Source organism: Bacillus sp. ISL-77, assembly GCF_018613105.1.
The window spans coordinates 21,295-37,717 of sequence record NZ_JAGGQY010000022.1; the positions used below are offsets into that span (position 1 = coordinate 21,295).

The 16,423-nt window shown below is 35.7% G+C and carries 17 protein-coding genes and 6 pseudogenes; 13 read left to right on the top strand and 10 right to left on the bottom strand.

Features of this window, described 5'->3' with window-relative positions:
• Positions 1-133: 133 nt before the first annotated feature.
• On the top strand, positions 134-883 hold the full coding sequence (locus J7E77_RS08455; protein WP_214713487.1) for a DeoR/GlpR family DNA-binding transcription regulator: 750 nt from the start codon (positions 134-136) through the stop codon (positions 881-883).
• A gap of 223 nt (positions 884-1,106) precedes the next feature.
• Here the strand turns inward: J7E77_RS08455 and J7E77_RS08460 are convergent.
• Positions 1,107-1,384 (bottom strand): annotated as a pseudogene (locus tag J7E77_RS08460) (IS110 family transposase); the annotation flags it as partial.
• Between the two features lie 588 nt (positions 1,385-1,972).
• On the opposite strand from J7E77_RS08460, the pseudogene J7E77_RS08465 reads away from it, so the two are divergent.
• The 8 genes and pseudogenes from J7E77_RS08465 to J7E77_RS08495 form a co-directional block, all read left to right on the top strand.
• Positions 1,973-2,123 (top strand): annotated as a pseudogene (locus tag J7E77_RS08465) (fructose-bisphosphatase class II); the annotation flags it as partial.
• Positions 2,086-2,514 (top strand): hypothetical protein, encoded by a 429-nt coding sequence (locus J7E77_RS08470; RefSeq protein WP_214713488.1) that lies wholly within the window; start codon positions 2,086-2,088, stop codon positions 2,512-2,514. The pseudogene J7E77_RS08465 and the gene J7E77_RS08470, both read left to right, overlap by 38 nt.
• A 135-nt stretch (positions 2,515-2,649) precedes the next feature.
• On the top strand, positions 2,650-4,296 hold the full coding sequence (locus J7E77_RS08475; protein WP_214713489.1) for a spore germination protein: 1,647 nt from the start codon (positions 2,650-2,652) through the stop codon (positions 4,294-4,296).
• Entirely contained in the window at positions 4,286-5,497 is a 1,212-nt protein-coding gene (locus tag J7E77_RS08480; RefSeq protein WP_214713490.1) for a Ger(x)C family spore germination protein, read from the top strand. Before J7E77_RS08475 ends, J7E77_RS08480 begins: the two co-directional genes overlap by 11 nt.
• A 48-nt stretch (positions 5,498-5,545) precedes the next feature.
• Entirely contained in the window at positions 5,546-6,649 is a 1,104-nt protein-coding gene (locus J7E77_RS08485) for a GerAB/ArcD/ProY family transporter (protein WP_214713491.1), read from the top strand.
• A gap of 329 nt (positions 6,650-6,978) precedes the next feature.
• Positions 6,979-7,206 carry a GerAB/ArcD/ProY family transporter gene (locus J7E77_RS30485; protein WP_308160475.1) on the top strand — a complete coding sequence of 76 codons (228 nt, stop codon included), beginning with the start codon at positions 6,979-6,981 and terminating at the stop codon, positions 7,204-7,206.
• A gap of 26 nt (positions 7,207-7,232) precedes the next feature.
• Positions 7,233-7,673, top strand: a pseudogene (locus J7E77_RS30490) (GerAB/ArcD/ProY family transporter); the annotation flags it as partial.
• Positions 7,674-8,196: 523 nt separating this feature from the next.
• A pseudogene (locus tag J7E77_RS08495) lies at positions 8,197-9,257 on the top strand (GerAB/ArcD/ProY family transporter).
• On the opposite strand, the gene J7E77_RS08500 reads toward J7E77_RS08495, so the two are convergent.
• Complete coding sequence (locus J7E77_RS08500) at positions 9,250-9,480, bottom strand: YczF family membrane protein (protein ID WP_214713492.1); 231 nt, start codon at positions 9,478-9,480, stop codon at positions 9,250-9,252. The pseudogene J7E77_RS08495 and the gene J7E77_RS08500 overlap by 8 nt on opposite strands.
• A gap of 168 nt (positions 9,481-9,648) precedes the next feature.
• Here J7E77_RS08500 and J7E77_RS08505 point away from each other — a divergent pair, with 168 nt between their 5' ends.
• Together J7E77_RS08505 and J7E77_RS31930 are read left to right on the top strand one after the other, a co-directional pair.
• Positions 9,649-9,912 carry a recombinase family protein gene (locus tag J7E77_RS08505; RefSeq protein ID WP_308160476.1) on the top strand — a complete coding sequence of 88 codons (264 nt, stop codon included), beginning with the start codon at positions 9,649-9,651 and terminating at the stop codon, positions 9,910-9,912.
• Positions 9,913-10,022: 110 nt separating this feature from the next.
• Complete coding sequence (locus J7E77_RS31930) at positions 10,023-10,136, top strand: hypothetical protein (RefSeq protein ID WP_483861470.1); 114 nt, start codon at positions 10,023-10,025, stop codon at positions 10,134-10,136.
• Positions 10,137-10,354: 218 nt separating this feature from the next.
• Here the strand turns inward: J7E77_RS31930 and J7E77_RS08515 are convergent, their stop codons facing one another.
• Positions 10,355-10,576, bottom strand: coding sequence for a hypothetical protein (locus J7E77_RS08515; RefSeq protein ID WP_214713494.1), 222 nt, complete (start codon positions 10,574-10,576; stop codon positions 10,355-10,357).
• Between the two features lie 45 nt (positions 10,577-10,621).
• Between J7E77_RS08515 and J7E77_RS08520 the strand changes: the two are divergent.
• Positions 10,622-10,993, top strand: a pseudogene (locus tag J7E77_RS08520) (JAB domain-containing protein); the annotation flags it as partial.
• 55 nt (positions 10,994-11,048) lie between these two features.
• A complete protein-coding gene (locus J7E77_RS08525; RefSeq protein WP_214713495.1) occupies positions 11,049-11,240 on the top strand; it encodes a hypothetical protein in 192 nt (63 codons plus the stop codon).
• 1,060 nt (positions 11,241-12,300) lie between these two features.
• Here the strand turns inward: J7E77_RS08525 and xerS are convergent.
• From xerS to J7E77_RS31405, 7 genes and pseudogenes are all read right to left on the bottom strand, one after another.
• Positions 12,301-13,416, bottom strand: coding sequence for a tyrosine recombinase XerS (xerS, locus tag J7E77_RS08530; protein WP_214713496.1), 1,116 nt, complete (start codon positions 13,414-13,416; stop codon positions 12,301-12,303).
• Positions 13,417-13,585: 169 nt separating this feature from the next.
• Entirely contained in the window at positions 13,586-13,747 is a 162-nt protein-coding gene (locus J7E77_RS08535) for a hypothetical protein (protein WP_214713497.1), read from the bottom strand.
• Positions 13,748-13,761: 14 nt separating this feature from the next.
• Entirely contained in the window at positions 13,762-14,169 is a 408-nt protein-coding gene (hepT, locus tag J7E77_RS30495; RefSeq protein WP_308160478.1) for a type VII toxin-antitoxin system HepT family RNase toxin, read from the bottom strand.
• Positions 14,161-14,561, bottom strand: a pseudogene (gene mntA / locus J7E77_RS30500) (type VII toxin-antitoxin system MntA family adenylyltransferase antitoxin); the annotation flags it as partial. The pseudogene mntA and the gene hepT, both read right to left, overlap by 9 nt.
• A gap of 155 nt (positions 14,562-14,716) precedes the next feature.
• Positions 14,717-15,133, bottom strand: coding sequence for a type II toxin-antitoxin system death-on-curing family toxin (locus tag J7E77_RS08545; RefSeq protein ID WP_214713498.1), 417 nt, complete (start codon positions 15,131-15,133; stop codon positions 14,717-14,719).
• Positions 15,130-15,294, bottom strand: a complete 165-nt coding sequence (locus J7E77_RS08550; protein ID WP_214713499.1) for a hypothetical protein — start codon at positions 15,292-15,294, stop codon at positions 15,130-15,132. The genes J7E77_RS08545 and J7E77_RS08550 overlap by 4 nt, the downstream gene beginning before the upstream one ends.
• Positions 15,295-15,871: 577 nt before the next feature.
• Positions 15,872-16,309 carry a CBO0543 family protein gene (locus tag J7E77_RS31405; protein WP_251028010.1) on the bottom strand — a complete coding sequence of 146 codons (438 nt, stop codon included), beginning with the start codon at positions 16,307-16,309 and terminating at the stop codon, positions 15,872-15,874.
• Positions 16,310-16,423 lie beyond the last annotated feature (114 nt).

A 16,423-nucleotide genomic window follows, 5' to 3' on the forward strand; every position in this document is an offset into this window, starting at 1 on the left:
AAGAATATTTTATCTTTATAAACAAGAAAAAACAAGAAGAATTTTGCCGGATTTTTTTTAAAATTGGTGAATTCAAGAAAAAATTATATAATATAAGAAAAAACATGCAAAAACACGGAGGCTGATCATTGTTATGCTAAGAAAAGAACGACAAAGCAAAATTTTACAAATACTTGAAAAAGAAGGGAAAGTCGTTGCTAAAGAATTAAGCATGAAATGGGATGTTTCCGAGGACACAATTAGACGAGATTTAAGGGAAATGGATTCATTTGGTCTTCTCAAAAGAGTACACGGCGGGGCATTTCCTGCATCTGCGAGCGCTTTAACCTTTTCTGAAAGAACGGAAGAAAATATAGATGCCAAAAAAGAATTGGCCTTAAAAGCAGTGAAGATTATTAAAGATGGACAAGTTCTTTTAATAGATGGAAGTACAACAAATCTTTTTCTTGCTCAAGAAATTCCAATGGAGTTTAAAGGGACCATTATTACGAATAGTCCCTCTATTAGTTTGGCATTATCAAAACATCCAAATACAGATATCATCCTTTTGGGTGGAACCTTTTTTAAGGAATCTTTTGTGACTGTAGGATTAGATGCAATTGAAGTGCTTAAAAATATTAGAGCCGATCTCTGTTTTTTAGGAGTGTATTCCCTGCACCCTGACTTTGGTGTCAGCATCCCTCATATAGAAGAGTCTCATGTTAAACGTCAGATGATTAAAAGTTCAAATAAAATCGCAACCCTAGTAACAAGAAGTAAACTTAATACTATTTCCAATTACTTGGTTGGTCCCGTTTCAGAACTTGATTACTTAATTACGGAAGACGGTCCACTAAGTCATAATTTAAACAAGTATATGGAATTAGGTATCGAAATTATTTAACTATAGTAGTGATTTTAAATTTGAGCTAAAGCAGCTAATAGTTTTCAACATTTTTCTATAAAAAGTTTAAAAACGTCATGATATACTAAAAATGTCCATGCCAAATAACCTTCCTTATTTCTTTTATGGGAAGGTTTTGTTGTATATAGTTAGATATTGGTTTCTAAGCTACATCTTGGAAAGTAGTTCTACGTTTTAGTAAGGCATAAATACAATGTAAGAGCTAATTTACACAGGCAATGATAGCTACTCTAAAGGGTTTTCCTTCTTTTCGTTTCTTGTCATAAAACTCTCGTAGTCTTTTATTACGTGGAATAAGATTATCCCGATTACCCTTTGAACAGCCCATGTATAAGGCGTGGCGAATTCAGCAAGTTTCTTGGCAGAATTAAATCGATCTATCTCTCCGATTTCGGAAAAAATCCTGGCAGCGATTTTTATGTCCGGTAGCTCGTCGGGCTCATAACCCGAAGGTCGTATTTTCAAATCAAACCTCCGCAATCAAGTGAATCTAATCATAAAAAATACATAGAATTACATATTTTTCAATAGCCTTAAGGCGTTTTTCCTAAGGCCTTTTTTCATTGTTAAATTAATGGTATATTTCATTAGTTAATAAATTTCAAAAACGAGTACTTTAAAAATTACTTGGGAGGCTTTAATATATTGTATTGAAATAGATAAACACCATTCTGATAGGAGGACGGCTTTTTTTTTTGCCTGATAAGCATTCTTGGTTTATTCCTCGTGAATTAAGAAATCTCCCTATCTTCCTATTCTTCTCCGTGGTTTACTTCCGAACAGTTCAAACATAAAACACTCTTCCTTATTAAATCGAAACTATTTATATGAATAAGACTTTGAAAGTTAGATATCTGTATTAACTACAAAATGCTATTTAATCGTATCCTAATCTCGACAATTTTTTTGCTTCTAGAATAGAAAAGTCCTTTATATGCAAGGGTTCATACCAAAACTAAACAAACGTTTGATTAACAAAGGAAAAGAGAAATAAGGTCGAAGAATGTAAGATTACAATGTTTTTTTCTGATTTTTGAAAATTAAGAAGAAAACTCCAAACATCGGGTGATGGGAAGAGGAAAAAAAGAAGAAGCAGATGATGCAGCAACACAAAGCATGCGTGACTTGTTTAATACAATTCCTTATGAAAGGAACTGTTGTAATCGGTGAAGGCGAAATGGATGAAGCCCCAATGCTATATATCGGGGAAAAGCTGGGAACTTTTTTTTAAAGAACATGGACTTACTGGTATTTTCGGTTCTTTTGGTGATTCGCCTTATCAAGTCATTAAGGCTGTGTATCCCGGTCATTTTCAACCATACGAATTGGCTAACGTTCCAATGAATTATTGGAAGAATCCCAAGAACATCAAACGGACATTAGATTGGTTTCTTTTTCAAAAGCTCGGCTTTTCTTCTTATGAAGAAGCTCTTATGAAACTCAAAAAAAATGATTTCTTCCAATATCGACTAACTGGATTATTGCAAATAGCCTTCGACCTTCGAATGTTTAAGGTGAAACAATGGATAAGAGAACAAAACATTCATGACCATTTAACATCAATAAACAGCTGTAAAAGGGGGTATGGAAAAGATTCGAGGAATGAGTGACCGTATTAGAAATCCCTTTAAGTATGGATAGATATCTTAAACGTATAAAAAACTGGAAAATAGATATGCTAAAAAACTAGGGAACACATCGAACACTTCTTTCAGTAACACTATAAACTTGGAGTGTATAAGAAAATGAACAGTGCATGGAATCGGTTAACAAAAAAGCGAAAAAAAAGAAAGCAAACACTGCAGTTTGAGGAAACAGAAATAACCTCAAACAAAGAGGAACTTAGTGGACACTTAGATGAAAACCTTAAAAATATTAAGGAAGCTTTAGGGAACAGCGGTGACCTAGGTATCCGTGAATTTAAAATGGGAAAACCTTCCATGCATAAAGTTGCGCTTATTTATATAAATGGGTTAGCAGATAAAGATATCATTGGTAGTGCTATCATAGAAAGACTAATGGGTAACGTTAACAATACTGAAAGTGTTGATCCCCAATCACCGAGCCAATTATTTACATACATTAAAGAGAATATCTTAACAGTTGGGAAAGTTGAGGACATAACGGACTGGAACAAGATGTTGCTTTCCATCTTATCTGGAAAATCCATTCTTTTGATTGATGGCTGGAATCATGCCATTAGCTGTGCGGCAGAAGGCGGAGAATTAAGAGCCATTACAGAACCTACGATAGAACCTGCTGTCCGAGGTTCTAAAGAGAGCTTTGTTGAGGCGCTTATTACCAATACAGCCATGGTTCGACGCAGAATTAAAAGCCCTAATTTATGGGTTGAAACCATGCAGCTAGGGAAGATCACACAAACAAATGTAGCCATTATATATGTAAAAGGGATTGTCAATGACAAACTTCTTACCGAAGTAAAAGAACGGCTGGATAAAATGGAAGTAGATGAGATTATTGGTTCCAATACAATCGAAGAATGGATTAATGACGACACATGGACACTTTGGCCAACCCTATTGATAACGGAACGCCCGGATGTTGTGGCTGGAAATTTACTGGAAGGACGTATCACTATTTTTGTTGATGGGACACCGGGTTCTTTAATTTTACCAGCGACATGGAATCAGTTTTTTCAAACGGCCGAAGATTATTATATGCGTTGGTATATGGCCAGTTTTTTGAGACTTCTAAGAGTTGTTTCATTTTTAATAACCCTTCTTGGACCGTCCCTTTTTATTGCGTTTCTTACGTTTCACCCGGAATTGATTCCAACGCCTTTATTAGTTAGTCTGTCAGCACAGCGGCACGGAATTCCATTTCCGGTATTTATAGAGGCTTTGTTAATGGAATTTACATTTGAAGTTTTGCGGGAAGCCGGCGTTCGGATGCCGCGTCCGATTGGGCAGGCTGTTTCAATCGTTGGCGCACTTGTATTGGGAGAAGCAGCTGTTGCGGCAGGAATTGTTTCAAGTTCAATGGTGATTGTGGTCGCAGGGACGGCAATCGCCAGTTTCACCATCCCCCATGTTGCGATGACGGATGCGACACGTTTACTTCGATTTTTCATGATGATGTTGGCAGCTTCTTTCGGGCTTTACGGAATTGGACTCGGAGTCATTGTTTTAGTCGCACACACTTGTAGCATTCGCTCCTTTGGTATTCCTTATTTGGCTCCCTTTGCTCCCATCATTTTTGCTGATTGGAAAGATACCATCATTCGCTTCCCAAAGCCGTTTTTGTCAAAACGTCCTCGATTGATTAACCAAACGAAAATAAAGAGGACAGGTAATACTCAGAATCTGGGCCCGTCACCGAGAGAAGGTCAAATAAAGGATAACGAATCGAAGAGGGATTCTAATGAAACATAAACCATTCATCATTCTCTTTATGATTGTATCTACCGTATTACTGTCAGGATGTTGGGATCGGCAAGAATTACAAGATCTTGACATAGTAAGCGGTATTGGCATTGATAAAGGCGGCAATAATTCGGAAAACAGATATCTCGTTACAGTACAAATTATAAATGAAGGACAAATAGCTAGTGCGTCAGGGCAAGGAGGGAAATCCCCAGTGGCTCCTGTTACGACCTATTCGGCTACAGGAAGCACCGTTGCGGAGGCACTCCGAAAAATTGCGCCAAAGTCACCCCAGGAACTTTTTTTTCCTCATGTCCAATTAATGGTGATTGGAGAGGAGCTAGCGAGAAAAAAAGGGATTCAAGATTTGTTTGATTGGATTGAACGTGATTCGAAATTTCGTACTCTTTTTCCCATTTTAATTGTAAGAGATAATACAGCAAAGACTCTTCTCCAAATCACGACTCCTTTAGAGGATGTTCCTTCTGCTAAAATTGTTGGTGGCTTGGAATCCACCACAAAAATCTGGGGAGAGTATGCAAGTACCCGTGCCGATCAAGTCATTCAACAATTAGAGGGAGGAGAAGGGGCAAATTTAACGGGCGTTCAGATTACCGGCGACCCAGAAAAAGGGAACAAGTTAACAAACGTTCAACAAATATCTCCAAAGACAGCGATCGAAATAAGAGGACTTGCTATGTTTAAAAAGGGTAAACTCATAAAATGGTTGGATGAAGATGCTGCCCGTGGTGCTACATGGATTAATAATGAGTTGACAAAAACCATTGTAGACCTTAATTGTGAAAAGAAAAAAAAGGGTATTGCAGTGGACGTTATGCGCTCCAACACAAAAATTGAAACGGAAATAAAAAACAAAAAACCCGTTATTCAGATCACAGTTCGATCAGAAGGCCACATCGCAGAAGTCCATTGTCCAATCGATCTCGGTAAACATACATCCATTGAAAAACTTGAAAACCAGATGGAGAAGGAAATAAAAGACGAAGTGATGATGGCTGTAAAAGATGCCAAAAAACAAAAAACCGATATTTTTCGTTTTGGCGAATATATCAACCGCGAGAATCCAAAATTGTGGAAGAAGATCAAGAAAAAATGGAATGATGAAATCTTTCCCAAGACAGAAGTCAACGTAAACGTGCAAGCGTTTATTCGACGGTCAGGCTTGCGAACAAAACCATATATAAAATAAAGGAAAAGTCCAGGCATAACAAGTAAAGAAGGAAGGTCTTCTAAGACGATGGAGAAAGCCAAAGTTAGTGTCATACAACTATTTGCCATGATGTTTTTGTTTGAATTGGGAAGTGCACTTGTTGTAAGCCTTGGCAGCGGGGCAGGAAAAGATTCTTGGCTTGCGATTTTTTTAGGAATGTGCGGTGGAGTTGTCTTATTTCTCGTTTATTACTTTTTATTTCGACAATATCCAAACCTACCGTTTACCGGATATGCTAGGATAATATTCGGCAAATACATCGGGTGGGTGATCGGCTTATTATACACCGTATACTTTTTGTATGCTGCTTCCCGGAACTTACGTGACTTTAGTGATTTGTTGCTTACCTCAACAATGCCAGTAACACCGTTATTGGCGATCAATATCTTGATGGTTCTTGCCATTTGTTATGTACTTTATCTAGGGATTGAAGTAGTAGGGAGAACAGCAGAAGTATTTATTGTCACGTTACTCTTGTTTGGGGTAGCAGGAAATTTTTTGGTCTTTGTTTCAGGTAATATTGATTTTCATAATTTGCAGCCGCTTCTGGAAAATGGATGGAAACCGATCTTAGTGACAGCATTTCCGTCGATTACCTATTTTCCTTTTTCGGAAATGTTTGTCTTTACCATGTTACTTCCTTATTTAAACCGACCTAAATTAGCGAAAAATGTTTGGCTGTCTGCCTTAATTTCAAGCGGTCTCATTTTAAGTTATACAGCTGCTTTAAATGTTGCCGTTCTTAGTGTTGAGGAAGTGGGGAGATCGACTTTTCCTTTGTTATCAACCATCGGAAAGGTCAATCTTATGGAGTTTTTACAACGGCTTGATGCTCTTGTTGTTTATACCTTTCTGATTACGATGTTTTTTAAAATCGCCATCTTTTTTTATGCCGCGATAATCGGAATGGTCGATTTGTTCAAGTTAAAAAATCATCAACAAATTATTTTACCAGCTGGGATTATTATCACCTTTTTATCAATAATGATTGCTTCTAATTTTGCAGAACATATTGAGGAAGGCCAAAATATTACATCATTTTACATTCATATTCCTTTGCATATCATCATTCCGTTAATCATGATGGTTGTTGCCATGATTCGCAACCGTTTCAAACATAAAGCTAACTAGACCCATTTTGTTTGTTCACTTAGTTTTTAATGAAGTAAGAACAGGTTTGCAGACAAACATATTAGAAATAAATGAAATCCAGTCATAACAAGGAACGAAGGGAGCTCTTCTAAAACGATGGAGAAGGCAAAAATTAGTGGCATTCAACTATTTGCCATGATGTTTATGTTTGAAATGGGGACTGCATTGGTCATAAAGTTATGAAATAGCTGCTAAAAAGGACGCCTGGCTTGCTATTCTTTTAGGACTGTGCGGAGGAATTATCTTAATTTTCATTTATTTTTATTTCGTCAGTATCCAAATCTACCATTACAGGATATGGTAGGAAAATATTTGGTAAATACCTAAGGTGGGTCATTGGATTGTTATACATCCTATTCTTTTTGTATATTGCTGCCCGAAATCTGTGTGAGTTCGGTGAGTTGCTGCTTTCATCGACATTAACAGAAACACCGTTATTGGCAATCAATATCTTAATGATTCTTGCCATTTGTTATGTACTTTATCCAGGGATTGAAGTATTGGGAGAACAGCAGAAGTATTTATTATCAGCTTAATCTTTTTTGGGTTGCCAGGGAATTTTTTGGTCTTTGTTTCAGGAAATATTGATTTTCATAATTTGCAGTTTCTGGAAAATGGATGGAAACCCATTTTGACCACAGCCTTTCAGCACATAATCATTTTCCCTTTTGCAGAAATGCTTGTTTTTACGATGCTTCTTCCTTACTTAAATCAACCTGAATCAGTGAAAAAGGTGTGGCTGTCCGCCTTGATTTCAAGCGGGTTTATCTTAAGTTATACAACCAGTTTAAATATCGCCGTTCTTGGTGTTGAAGAAGTAGAGAGATCGACTTTTCCTTTGATAGCAACAATCGGAAAAGGTCAATCTTATGGAGTTTTTACAAAGTCTTGATGCTTTTGTTGTTTTGACCTTACTGATTACGGTTTTTTTAAAACATCCATCTTTTTTTATTGTGCATTAATTGGAATAGTCGATTTGTTCAAGTTAAAAAACCATCAACAAATTGTTTTACCAATTGGGGTTATTATTATCTTTTTATCAATGGTGATGGCCTCCAATTTTTCAGAACAAACGGAAGAAGATGTTCATTACTCTTCTTCAACTTCTTCTACTACAAATTCATCAATCTCAGGATCTTCAATTTCACTTGAACATTGATGACAAACCGAAACGTAACCTTTTCCCCAAGCCATTTCTTCTGCTTTTTCCTTAGTTTCACCTTCGTACTCACCGATAAATTTTGTTGCTTTTATTACACCGTAAATTCATAACTTATTACATTGCCATCGTTCTGCATATAATTATTCCCTTGCTAAACCTACCCCTCCGTTCTTAAAAGGATTAAAAATAGGAAAGTAGGATGATGAATGACTAAAGTAGAGGTACAAGCGTTTATTCGTGGAACAGGGCTGCAGATAAAAATATAAAAAAAATAAATGAAAACCCAGTCATAACAAGTAACGAAGGGAGGTCTTCTAAGACGATGGAGAAAGCCAAAGTTAGTGTCATCCAACTATTTTCCATGATGTTTATATTTGAACTTGGAAGTGCAGTGGTCGTAAGTTTTGGAATAGGTGCTAAAAAAGACGCTTGGCTTGCGATTCTTTTAGGATTGTGTGGTGGAATTGCCTTGTTTTTCATTTACTACTCTGTATTTCGTCAATATTCTGATCTGCCGTTTACCGGATATGCTAGGAAAATATTCGGTAAATACCTAGGATGGGTAATTGGCTTATTATACACCGTATACTTATTGTACGCTGTTTCCCGAAATCTACGTGATTTCGGGGACATACTTGTTGCATCAACAATGCAACAAACACCGTTATTGGCGGTCAATATATTAATGATTCTTGCCGTTTGCTATTTACTTTATCTAGGGATTGAAGTATTAGGGAGAACAGCAGAAGTATTTATTGTCGTTATAATCCTTTTTGGATTGATAGGAAATCTTTTAATATGGATTTCAGGCAGCATCCAACTCCAGAATTTGCAACCATTTCTGGAAAATGGATGGAAACCAATCTTTACGACAGCATTTCCAATGACTACTTTTTTCCCTTTCGGAGAAATGTTTATCTTTAGCATGTATCTCCTCATCTAAATCGACCTGAATTAACTAAAACAGTTTGGCTCTCTGCCATGATTTCAAGTGGTCTTGTCTTAACTTATACAACCAGTTTAAATATCGTTGTTCTTGGTGCCGGAGAAGTGGAGAGATCGACTTTTCCTTTGTTATCAACCATCGGAAAAGTCAACCTTTTTGAGTTTATACAACGGCTTGATGCTATTGCTGTCTTGACTTTTTTGTTTACTACGTTTTTCAAAGTGTCCATTCATTTTTATGGTGCAGTCATAGGAATGATCGATTTGTTCAAGTTAAGAAACCATCAACAAATTGTGTTACCAACCGGGATAATTATCGTATTTTTATCAATGATCATCGCTTCAAATTTTGCTGAACACATTGAAGAAGGTCTAATCATTGCACCTTATTACCTTCACAGCATTTTTCTTCTGATTATTCCATTGTTAATGCTGGTTGTTGCCATGATTCGCAAACGTTTCAAGAAGAATGCTAACTAGATCCATTTTGTTTGTTCCTTTTTATGATAATCATGATTTGCTGACCAATTGTAATCAATAAAAGAAATGCTATCAATACATATTCTCCGGGTTCTATTACCCAAAACGGGTTGAGTAAATGCAATAATGCGTGAGAGAGCTTAAAGCCTAAGAGAATGTCCATTAATACACTAAGTGAAATGGCTAATAAAAGAATGAATACAAATACTCCGAATACTTTCATGGTTTTTCTCCCTTATTTGTCATGGTGTAAAGATAGTATTTGTTACAAGGGAATCTTTTAATAAAAAATTCGTATGAACGAAGTTGCTACAAAAAGTGGTTCCTCCTACATCATAGACGTGGATATTTCATTTAAATAGGGGTACCGCCACATGCCCATCAAGAGAAAATTAGCGGTCGCCGGAAAGATAACGATGATCAACTCCAGTTGCTCTTGCAGTCTGCTGGAGAAGGAGATATGATCGTCATCACCAAATTAGACCGGATGGCTCGTTACACCAAGGATGCATTGGATACGATTGAACACTTAAAAGAAAAAGGGATTTCTTTGGTCATCTTGAACATGGGCGGTCAAATAGTGGACACATCAACACCGATTGGTAAAATGTTAGTAACGATGCTAGCTGCTGTTGCTGAGTCGAAGCTGACTTGATTCGTGAACGGCAGCTTGATGGCATTCAAGCAGCTAAAGAGCGAGGCGCTTTCAAAGGACGTTCTCCTAAATACACTAAAGACAGTAAAGAAGTTCAGCAATCTCTTGAGTTGGTCCGAAAGCGTCATGTAACGGGAATGAGTATGGACATGATCGCAAAATCGTGCGGAATGAGTCGCAAGACCTTGTACACGAAGTGCAAAGAGTTTGGGGTTGAGGTGTAGACTACATATGCCTGTTGAATTTTTAACTCGTGAACAAGGAGTACAATAGGGAAGTTTTCCAATGAACCATCATCAGAACAGTTAGCCAAATACTTTTGGTTGGATGATCAAGACCGTAAGGTTATTTATTTATATTTAGCGAACTTTTTAATTTTATTTTTTCCGATAAGCCTTCTCACATCGTAGCTAATTCCTTTATCTCCCGGTCTAAATTTTGATCACCAGAACTTACCCGTGCTTAACCAAAATTCATCTTGTTCAGCGGCCTTTGGAATAATCCTGTACTGGTAAGTAGATGGAAGACTGTTCCTGATTCCCTTGATAAATGCTTCAGCTGCTTTTTCATTTTCAAAAGTTACTCCTGTTTCTTCACCAATGAATGTATTTTTAAACTCAATTTCCTGACCATCTCGATCAAAGGCTTTAACTATAAATTTCATGTTTCTCCTCCATTTCGAATGAACAACCCTGAATGAACGTATGTCATTCGTTCACCGGAAGATGCTCAAAAATTAGCGGCCTCTTACATTGCGGATGAAGACCGGGAAGTGCTTCTTGTGCTGATGCTTAATACAAAAAATCAGGTAGTTGGGCTACATAGAGCTCATGTAGGAAGCTTGAACTCAAGTATAGTCCATCCCAGAGAGGTGATGAAATGCGCTATTCTCAATAATGCGGCATCCATTATTATGGCTCATCAGCACCCAAGCGGAGACCCCACACCGAGCCGGGAAGATATCGACATCACCAAGCGACTGGCTGAAGCAGGGAGAATTCTAGGAATCGAAGTCCTTGACCATGTGATTGTCACCCATACAGGGAAGCATGTCAGCTTGAAGGAGAAAGGATATTTATAAAAATAACAAACTAGCAAAGGGGATGTTTCCCCTTTGCTTGAAAGGAGAATGTTATATGATGATTATCGTATCTGATTTTTATAAAGATGAGGCAAAAGCAATTGCAAAGGCATGTCTAAAAGATGAAATTGAATATCATTTAATGGAATACGGTTGTAAGCCGAAAAAAATCTATATCCTGCCATTTTTAGAGTTAATGAGTGAAAAATATAAACCTACAAAACATACAATGATTTTATCCGTGTAAAACTGAAACCAAAAAACATCCGTTTTTTCTTGATTATATGACGCAGGCATCGAGCCTGCTTTAGGTTGCGGATGCAACCTTTGAAAGATGAATCGGGGAAGAAAGGAAACCATTTGGTAGGACAAATGGTTTCCATTAAACTAAGTGATTTAGTACATAAGGACGGTCGAAGAGGCACCAACTAACGACAATCATTTAAATCACCATACTTATATTTCCAATTATCCTGCTCTGTTTGTTGTTAGCCAGGCAGCCTTAAGGCTGCATTTTTTCTTTAGAAATAAGGACTTTAAAAAATTCATTCAAAAATAGGTAGAACTTACTTCGTCGGCAGCACTACGGACATGGGCATGATGGTGGAAAAAAACCTGTTGAAAATTGGATGGATTGAAGAACCTCAAATGCAAGATAGTTTAACTAAATAATTAAGATCATTACCAAAATAATACAAGTCTACTGAATAGTAAGGAGTTCTTGTATTATTTCACTTAGAAAAAAATTGAATAGAGGTATTGTATATTAACTAACTTTAATCCATGCTTTTTCTACTCTTTTCTTCTCCTAACTGCAAAAACCCTTACAATCTCTTTAACCTTACCAATTTTCTTTAAACGAGTTGTTCAACAATCGGGCGCAATTGCGGAAGAACGCAGCACAAAAAGATCAAACTTTTTTATAAAAACAAAACTTAAATCTACTAAATAAGAATCCATTTTGATCAAATCTTTTTTTCAAAATGGATTCCTTTTATTTATCGTAAAATACGGGTTTGTGAGGTGCTTTTGGTCAACAAAAGGCATGAACATATTTGATATGTCAAATATGTTCATGCCTTTTATTTAAATATCCTTGACCCACATTATCTAAAGATAACACCTTGGTCCGCATTGTTAAGAGGCGTGGTGGGTTCTGTTATTATTATAATATATCCTTTAACTGTTTTTGTCAAAGAGGGAAGCGTACAAGCATGACCACTTCTTCAAGCACTAACATTACGTTAAATTTCCGTCTTATAATATACGAAACTAAAAAAAGGGGGAGAAGATTGCTCACTCTAACACTACGATTTATTTTCTCGACGCTTATCTAAGAGCTCAGCAGCACGCCTTGCCTTTTCCCTACTAGTATTAATGTATAGTAAGGAAATGTCTGAAGATGTATGACCAAGTTGTGACATGATTAATGGGATATCCCCATTGGTTTGTTCAGCTAAGTTGGTAGCATATGTATGTCTTAACTTATGTGGAGACATTCTTTTATCAAACGATTTGGTAAATTTGTAAACAATATTTTCAATCGCGCGATTAGTCAAGGGTTGGATTTTATTTTTAAAGAGCTTTACATACACAAACTCATTTTCACCATCGCCAGCTTTGTATTTTGCTTGTCGAACCGATAAATATTTTTGCAGGTCTTCAAGGCTGGAAGGGGTTACCGATATGGTATCTTTTTTATTTCCTTTCCGAATTACACTAATTTCTTTTGAAGAAAAATCGATATCCTTGATACGTAAATTTGATAATTCGTTAACCCGAATACCGGTACCAAGAAAAAGTGAAAGAATACTTATATTCCGTTCTTTATCCCGTTCAAAGTATTTTTTCTCAATAGAAGAGAGAGAGTTGACATAATCACCCTTAATATAATCTAAAAAGTCTAAGTCTTTGTTATCGATAAAAATCTTGTCAGTTAGATTTTTAGCCCGCTCATTAAAAGTCTCTGATACCTTTGTAACTTCAATTTTTTGCATGACATTCCGGTGGAAGTAAGGCTCCTTATTTTCTAGTTCCGCCTCAATAGTCATGTATTTAAATAAGGATCGGAGGGAGGACTTATGCCGATTGACCGTTTTGGGGTCAATCTTTTTTGTCTCGTCGTCACTTTGCGAAACTTTATATTTTTTTCTACCTACAAATTTGAAATAATTCCTGGCTTCCTCCAAAGATAAATTCCCAAGTGTTTCTGGAGAAATGTCTTTCATTTGCTTACAATTTGCGATACCTTCAGAAATGAGCCAATTAAAAAAGTCGCGGTAATCCCGAACATAATGAAATAAGGTGATGGGGGAGCGGATATCCTGTTTGGCATCAACATATTCTACAACATAGTTAGGCATTTCTTTAAGTAAAGTTTCTAATTTGTTCTCATAGTACTCATGTTGTTTAGAAATGGCCATAAATTGCACCTCATAGGCAAAATTATTTTTAGAACAGAAACAAATGTTCGTATAATACAATTTTTACGAATTGTTGTTAACATAATAATATTATGTAGTACTTTATTTAATTCTTACTCTTTCAGGTAAATAATCTACCAATAAAATCAGAAATGTTGTTATTTCACTTTTATTGTTTAACCGGAACCTTTACGTATTGAAGGTCTTGAGAAAGAGAAGCCTTTAGGCGGTCAATCTCAGCTTCAGCTGCTTCTATAGATTCGAAAACTTCATCAATGCTCATTGCTTCTTTGTTTGTTTTTTTATTAAACACTCTAATTTTATATTTCATAAAAGACGCCTTCCTTAATGTTTTAGGACTTGCTTAGTAAAATCAGTAAAATCATCTAAATGTTTTTCAACAATTTGCTCTAAAATACTCACGTTAATAGTCTGGTAATCATGAACCGCAATATTTCGGAATCCGACCATCGCCTTTAATCGTTTTGCTATTTCCTTATCAATTATTGAACTGGATTCAAGCATATCAAAAGCATCATGACTGGTTTGTGGTAATCCTAGCCGTTGTTGAGCTACAATATGCATAGCCAGATCAATACAGGCTTCACAGGCACGTTGTATATTTAGAATAATGGAGTCTTGTTTGGTATAATCTTTCAAGTTTTCTGGGTTTTGATCATATACATAGAGAATTCTTTTTTTGCTGCGCTCAATAACGCTTATCTTATTTAAAATAACATCATTTTCATAGATAGTCCCGCTTGCATCTACATTTTCTATAATTAATTTACGTTCTTCATTTAACTTTGCGTACATACTTAAAGCTGTCATCTCAATATTCATCCTTAATGTTTCATCATTGGAGAAAATCACTTTTCCAGTTGAAAAGATTTGTGCTTGGAAGACTGTAGATGCATGGGTTAAATCGACTAAGTCGACATCTATTTTGAGAATATCCGCCAGCTCTTGGGCTAACATAAAAACTTCATAGGATGTAAGATTTCGCTCTTTATTATAAAAGCTATATCAATGTCACTTTCTTTATGTGTTGTACCATTAGCAAAGGAACCAAAGACAATGATAAAGGAGGGATTGATTTTACTGATTAAGAATTCTTGAGCTTTCTCGAGAATGTTATTTGTGATAGGGATCAGCCCAAGTGGATTATATTGTATATTATACCAAACATTTGATCTTGATACAATTATTCGTAAAAGAGTTATTATACGAATAGTAAAGGGTTTCTATGAAAATAAAAATGGTTACCTGTTCCCTTTATAAAAAGATAAACAAGTAACCATTATACATCTAAGTCATTTTCATAATCATATATCTCAGAATATTTTTCTAGCCACATTTCAACATCTTCAAGTATTGGGCGAGATTTTTTATCAGCAATCTCTATACATTTATTGAATAGTTCTTCATTGCCAACAATAATTCTATATCCGTTTAAATTTAAAAATGTACTGGCAGCTAAATAACCTGATCTTTTATTACCATCCTTAAAGCAATGATTTATTGTAATAAAATACATATAAACAGCAGCTTTTTGAAACAACCTTGGATAGTATTCAAAATCTCCAAATCCCTCTTGTGGCATAGCAACTTTAGCTTCAATACAACCCTTGTCATAGCCTTGTAATCCACCATAACGTTCTAACGCTAAATCGTGTATATCTATTATATCTTCATAAGTTAAATATTCAAATTTCAATTCTTACTCAACTTTTTTAGAGCTTCATCATTACGATCACATGCTTTATTTGCCAGAGCTAGAATTTTTCGTTTACGTGCATTCTTTTGCATTTCTTTCAGCTCCTTTTCAGTATATGCTACATTCATTGCCATTTCTATGTCTTCCTCCTTATTGCACATACAATCACCTCTTAATACCATGTTAAACAGGTTTAATATGTGATGTATATATAAACTTTATACTAAATTCAAACAATTTTCAAGGGAGATTAGTATAAAATGGCGTATAGTGTCATATAATATATATTTTTGTTAATTCAAAAAACGAATTTAAGAATCATTTAAATAAATAGCCTATAATCCAAAATTATGATTTAACGCGAAGTTTAATATTTTGGTGGTCAAAATGTGGTCAAAAGTGCTTTATTACAATGGCTCTGTTAAACGATAATGTTGAGATTTAAGCTATAAAAAAATAGACCATCAAAATGATGGTCTTCTTTAACTAAAGCACCCGTTAGTTGCTTTGCTATTGGTACATAATTAACCTTTTGTTTATATAGACTTGAATTACTCAAAACATTGAGATATGGGGAGGTGACTAACCTTCATCCCCTATCTCTATTTGTCTTTCTTTAGTTTTTATTGGTTTTTCCAAATGAATTCAATCGACTAAACCAATGAGCCAATAAATACATTGAAGTTAAAATAAAGAACGAATAGGTATAAGTCCAGTCAATTTTCTTATATAAATCAATCATAGCAACATTGGCATTCCCACATATGCACTTAATCCTCCAAAAAAAATTGCTTTAATATAGGGATTAAAGCGAGGCTTAAATTGTAAAAGTAGCATTACAAACACAGGTAAAACCGAAAGTCTAAATGGAAAGTTTAGAGTTGCTACTGGTACTAATTTCACAGGGTATACCCACTTTCCAAAATTAATGCCAAATGTATCAAGCATTTCTGATATAACCATCATCAATAAACCAGCGGAAAAAATACGAGCTGAACCTTCTCGGTTACGGAATACCCCCCAAATAATCCAGGGAACAATTAACATGATTAAAGCAATCCACCATTGCCAAGTAAATAAAAAAGCGTTCATTATTGCTTCAACAACTAATCGGTTTGCTTCAGTTATTTGTTGAGTTGCTTTATCTATTTGTTTCAATCCTTCTTGGTAGGTCACCAATTACACCTCATCAATTTGATATTCGTTTCTTGTTAGGTTTTACCATACCTTTGTCAACTATTCTGACCGTTAGTGGAACAACAAAAAGAGTCGCCGCAGCAACTCTTATTA

What these genes read in the sequence shown, in the direction of transcription:
- J7E77_RS08470 (WP_214713488.1), top strand. Translation starts at nt 2,086, where the DNA reads ATGAAGCCCCAATGCTATATATCGGGGAAAAGCTGGGAACTTTTTTTT.
- J7E77_RS08475 (WP_214713489.1), top strand. Translation starts at nt 2,650, where the DNA reads ATGAACAGTGCATGGAATCGGTTAACAAAAAAGCGAAAAAAAAGAAAG.
- J7E77_RS08485 (WP_214713491.1), top strand. Translation starts at nt 5,546, where the DNA reads ATGGAGAAAGCCAAAGTTAGTGTCATACAACTATTTGCCATGATGTTT.
- J7E77_RS08455 (WP_214713487.1), top strand. Translation starts at nt 134, where the DNA reads ATGCTAAGAAAAGAACGACAAAGCAAAATTTTACAAATACTTGAAAAA.
- J7E77_RS08535 (WP_214713497.1), bottom strand. Translation starts at nt 13,747, where the DNA reads ATGAAATATAAAATTAGAGTGTTTAATAAAAAAACAAACAAAGAAGCA.
- J7E77_RS08525 (WP_214713495.1), top strand. Translation starts at nt 11,049, where the DNA reads ATGATGATTATCGTATCTGATTTTTATAAAGATGAGGCAAAAGCAATT.
- J7E77_RS08500 (WP_214713492.1), bottom strand. Translation starts at nt 9,480, where the DNA reads ATGAAAGTATTCGGAGTATTTGTATTCATTCTTTTATTAGCCATTTCA.
- J7E77_RS08515 (WP_214713494.1), bottom strand. Translation starts at nt 10,576, where the DNA reads ATGAAATTTATAGTTAAAGCCTTTGATCGAGATGGTCAGGAAATTGAG.
- xerS (WP_214713496.1), bottom strand. Translation starts at nt 13,416, where the DNA reads ATGGCCATTTCTAAACAACATGAGTACTATGAGAACAAATTAGAAACT.
- J7E77_RS08480 (WP_214713490.1), top strand. Translation starts at nt 4,286, where the DNA reads ATGAAACATAAACCATTCATCATTCTCTTTATGATTGTATCTACCGTA.
- J7E77_RS08550 (WP_214713499.1), bottom strand. Translation starts at nt 15,294, where the DNA reads ATGTGCAATAAGGAGGAAGACATAGAAATGGCAATGAATGTAGCATAT.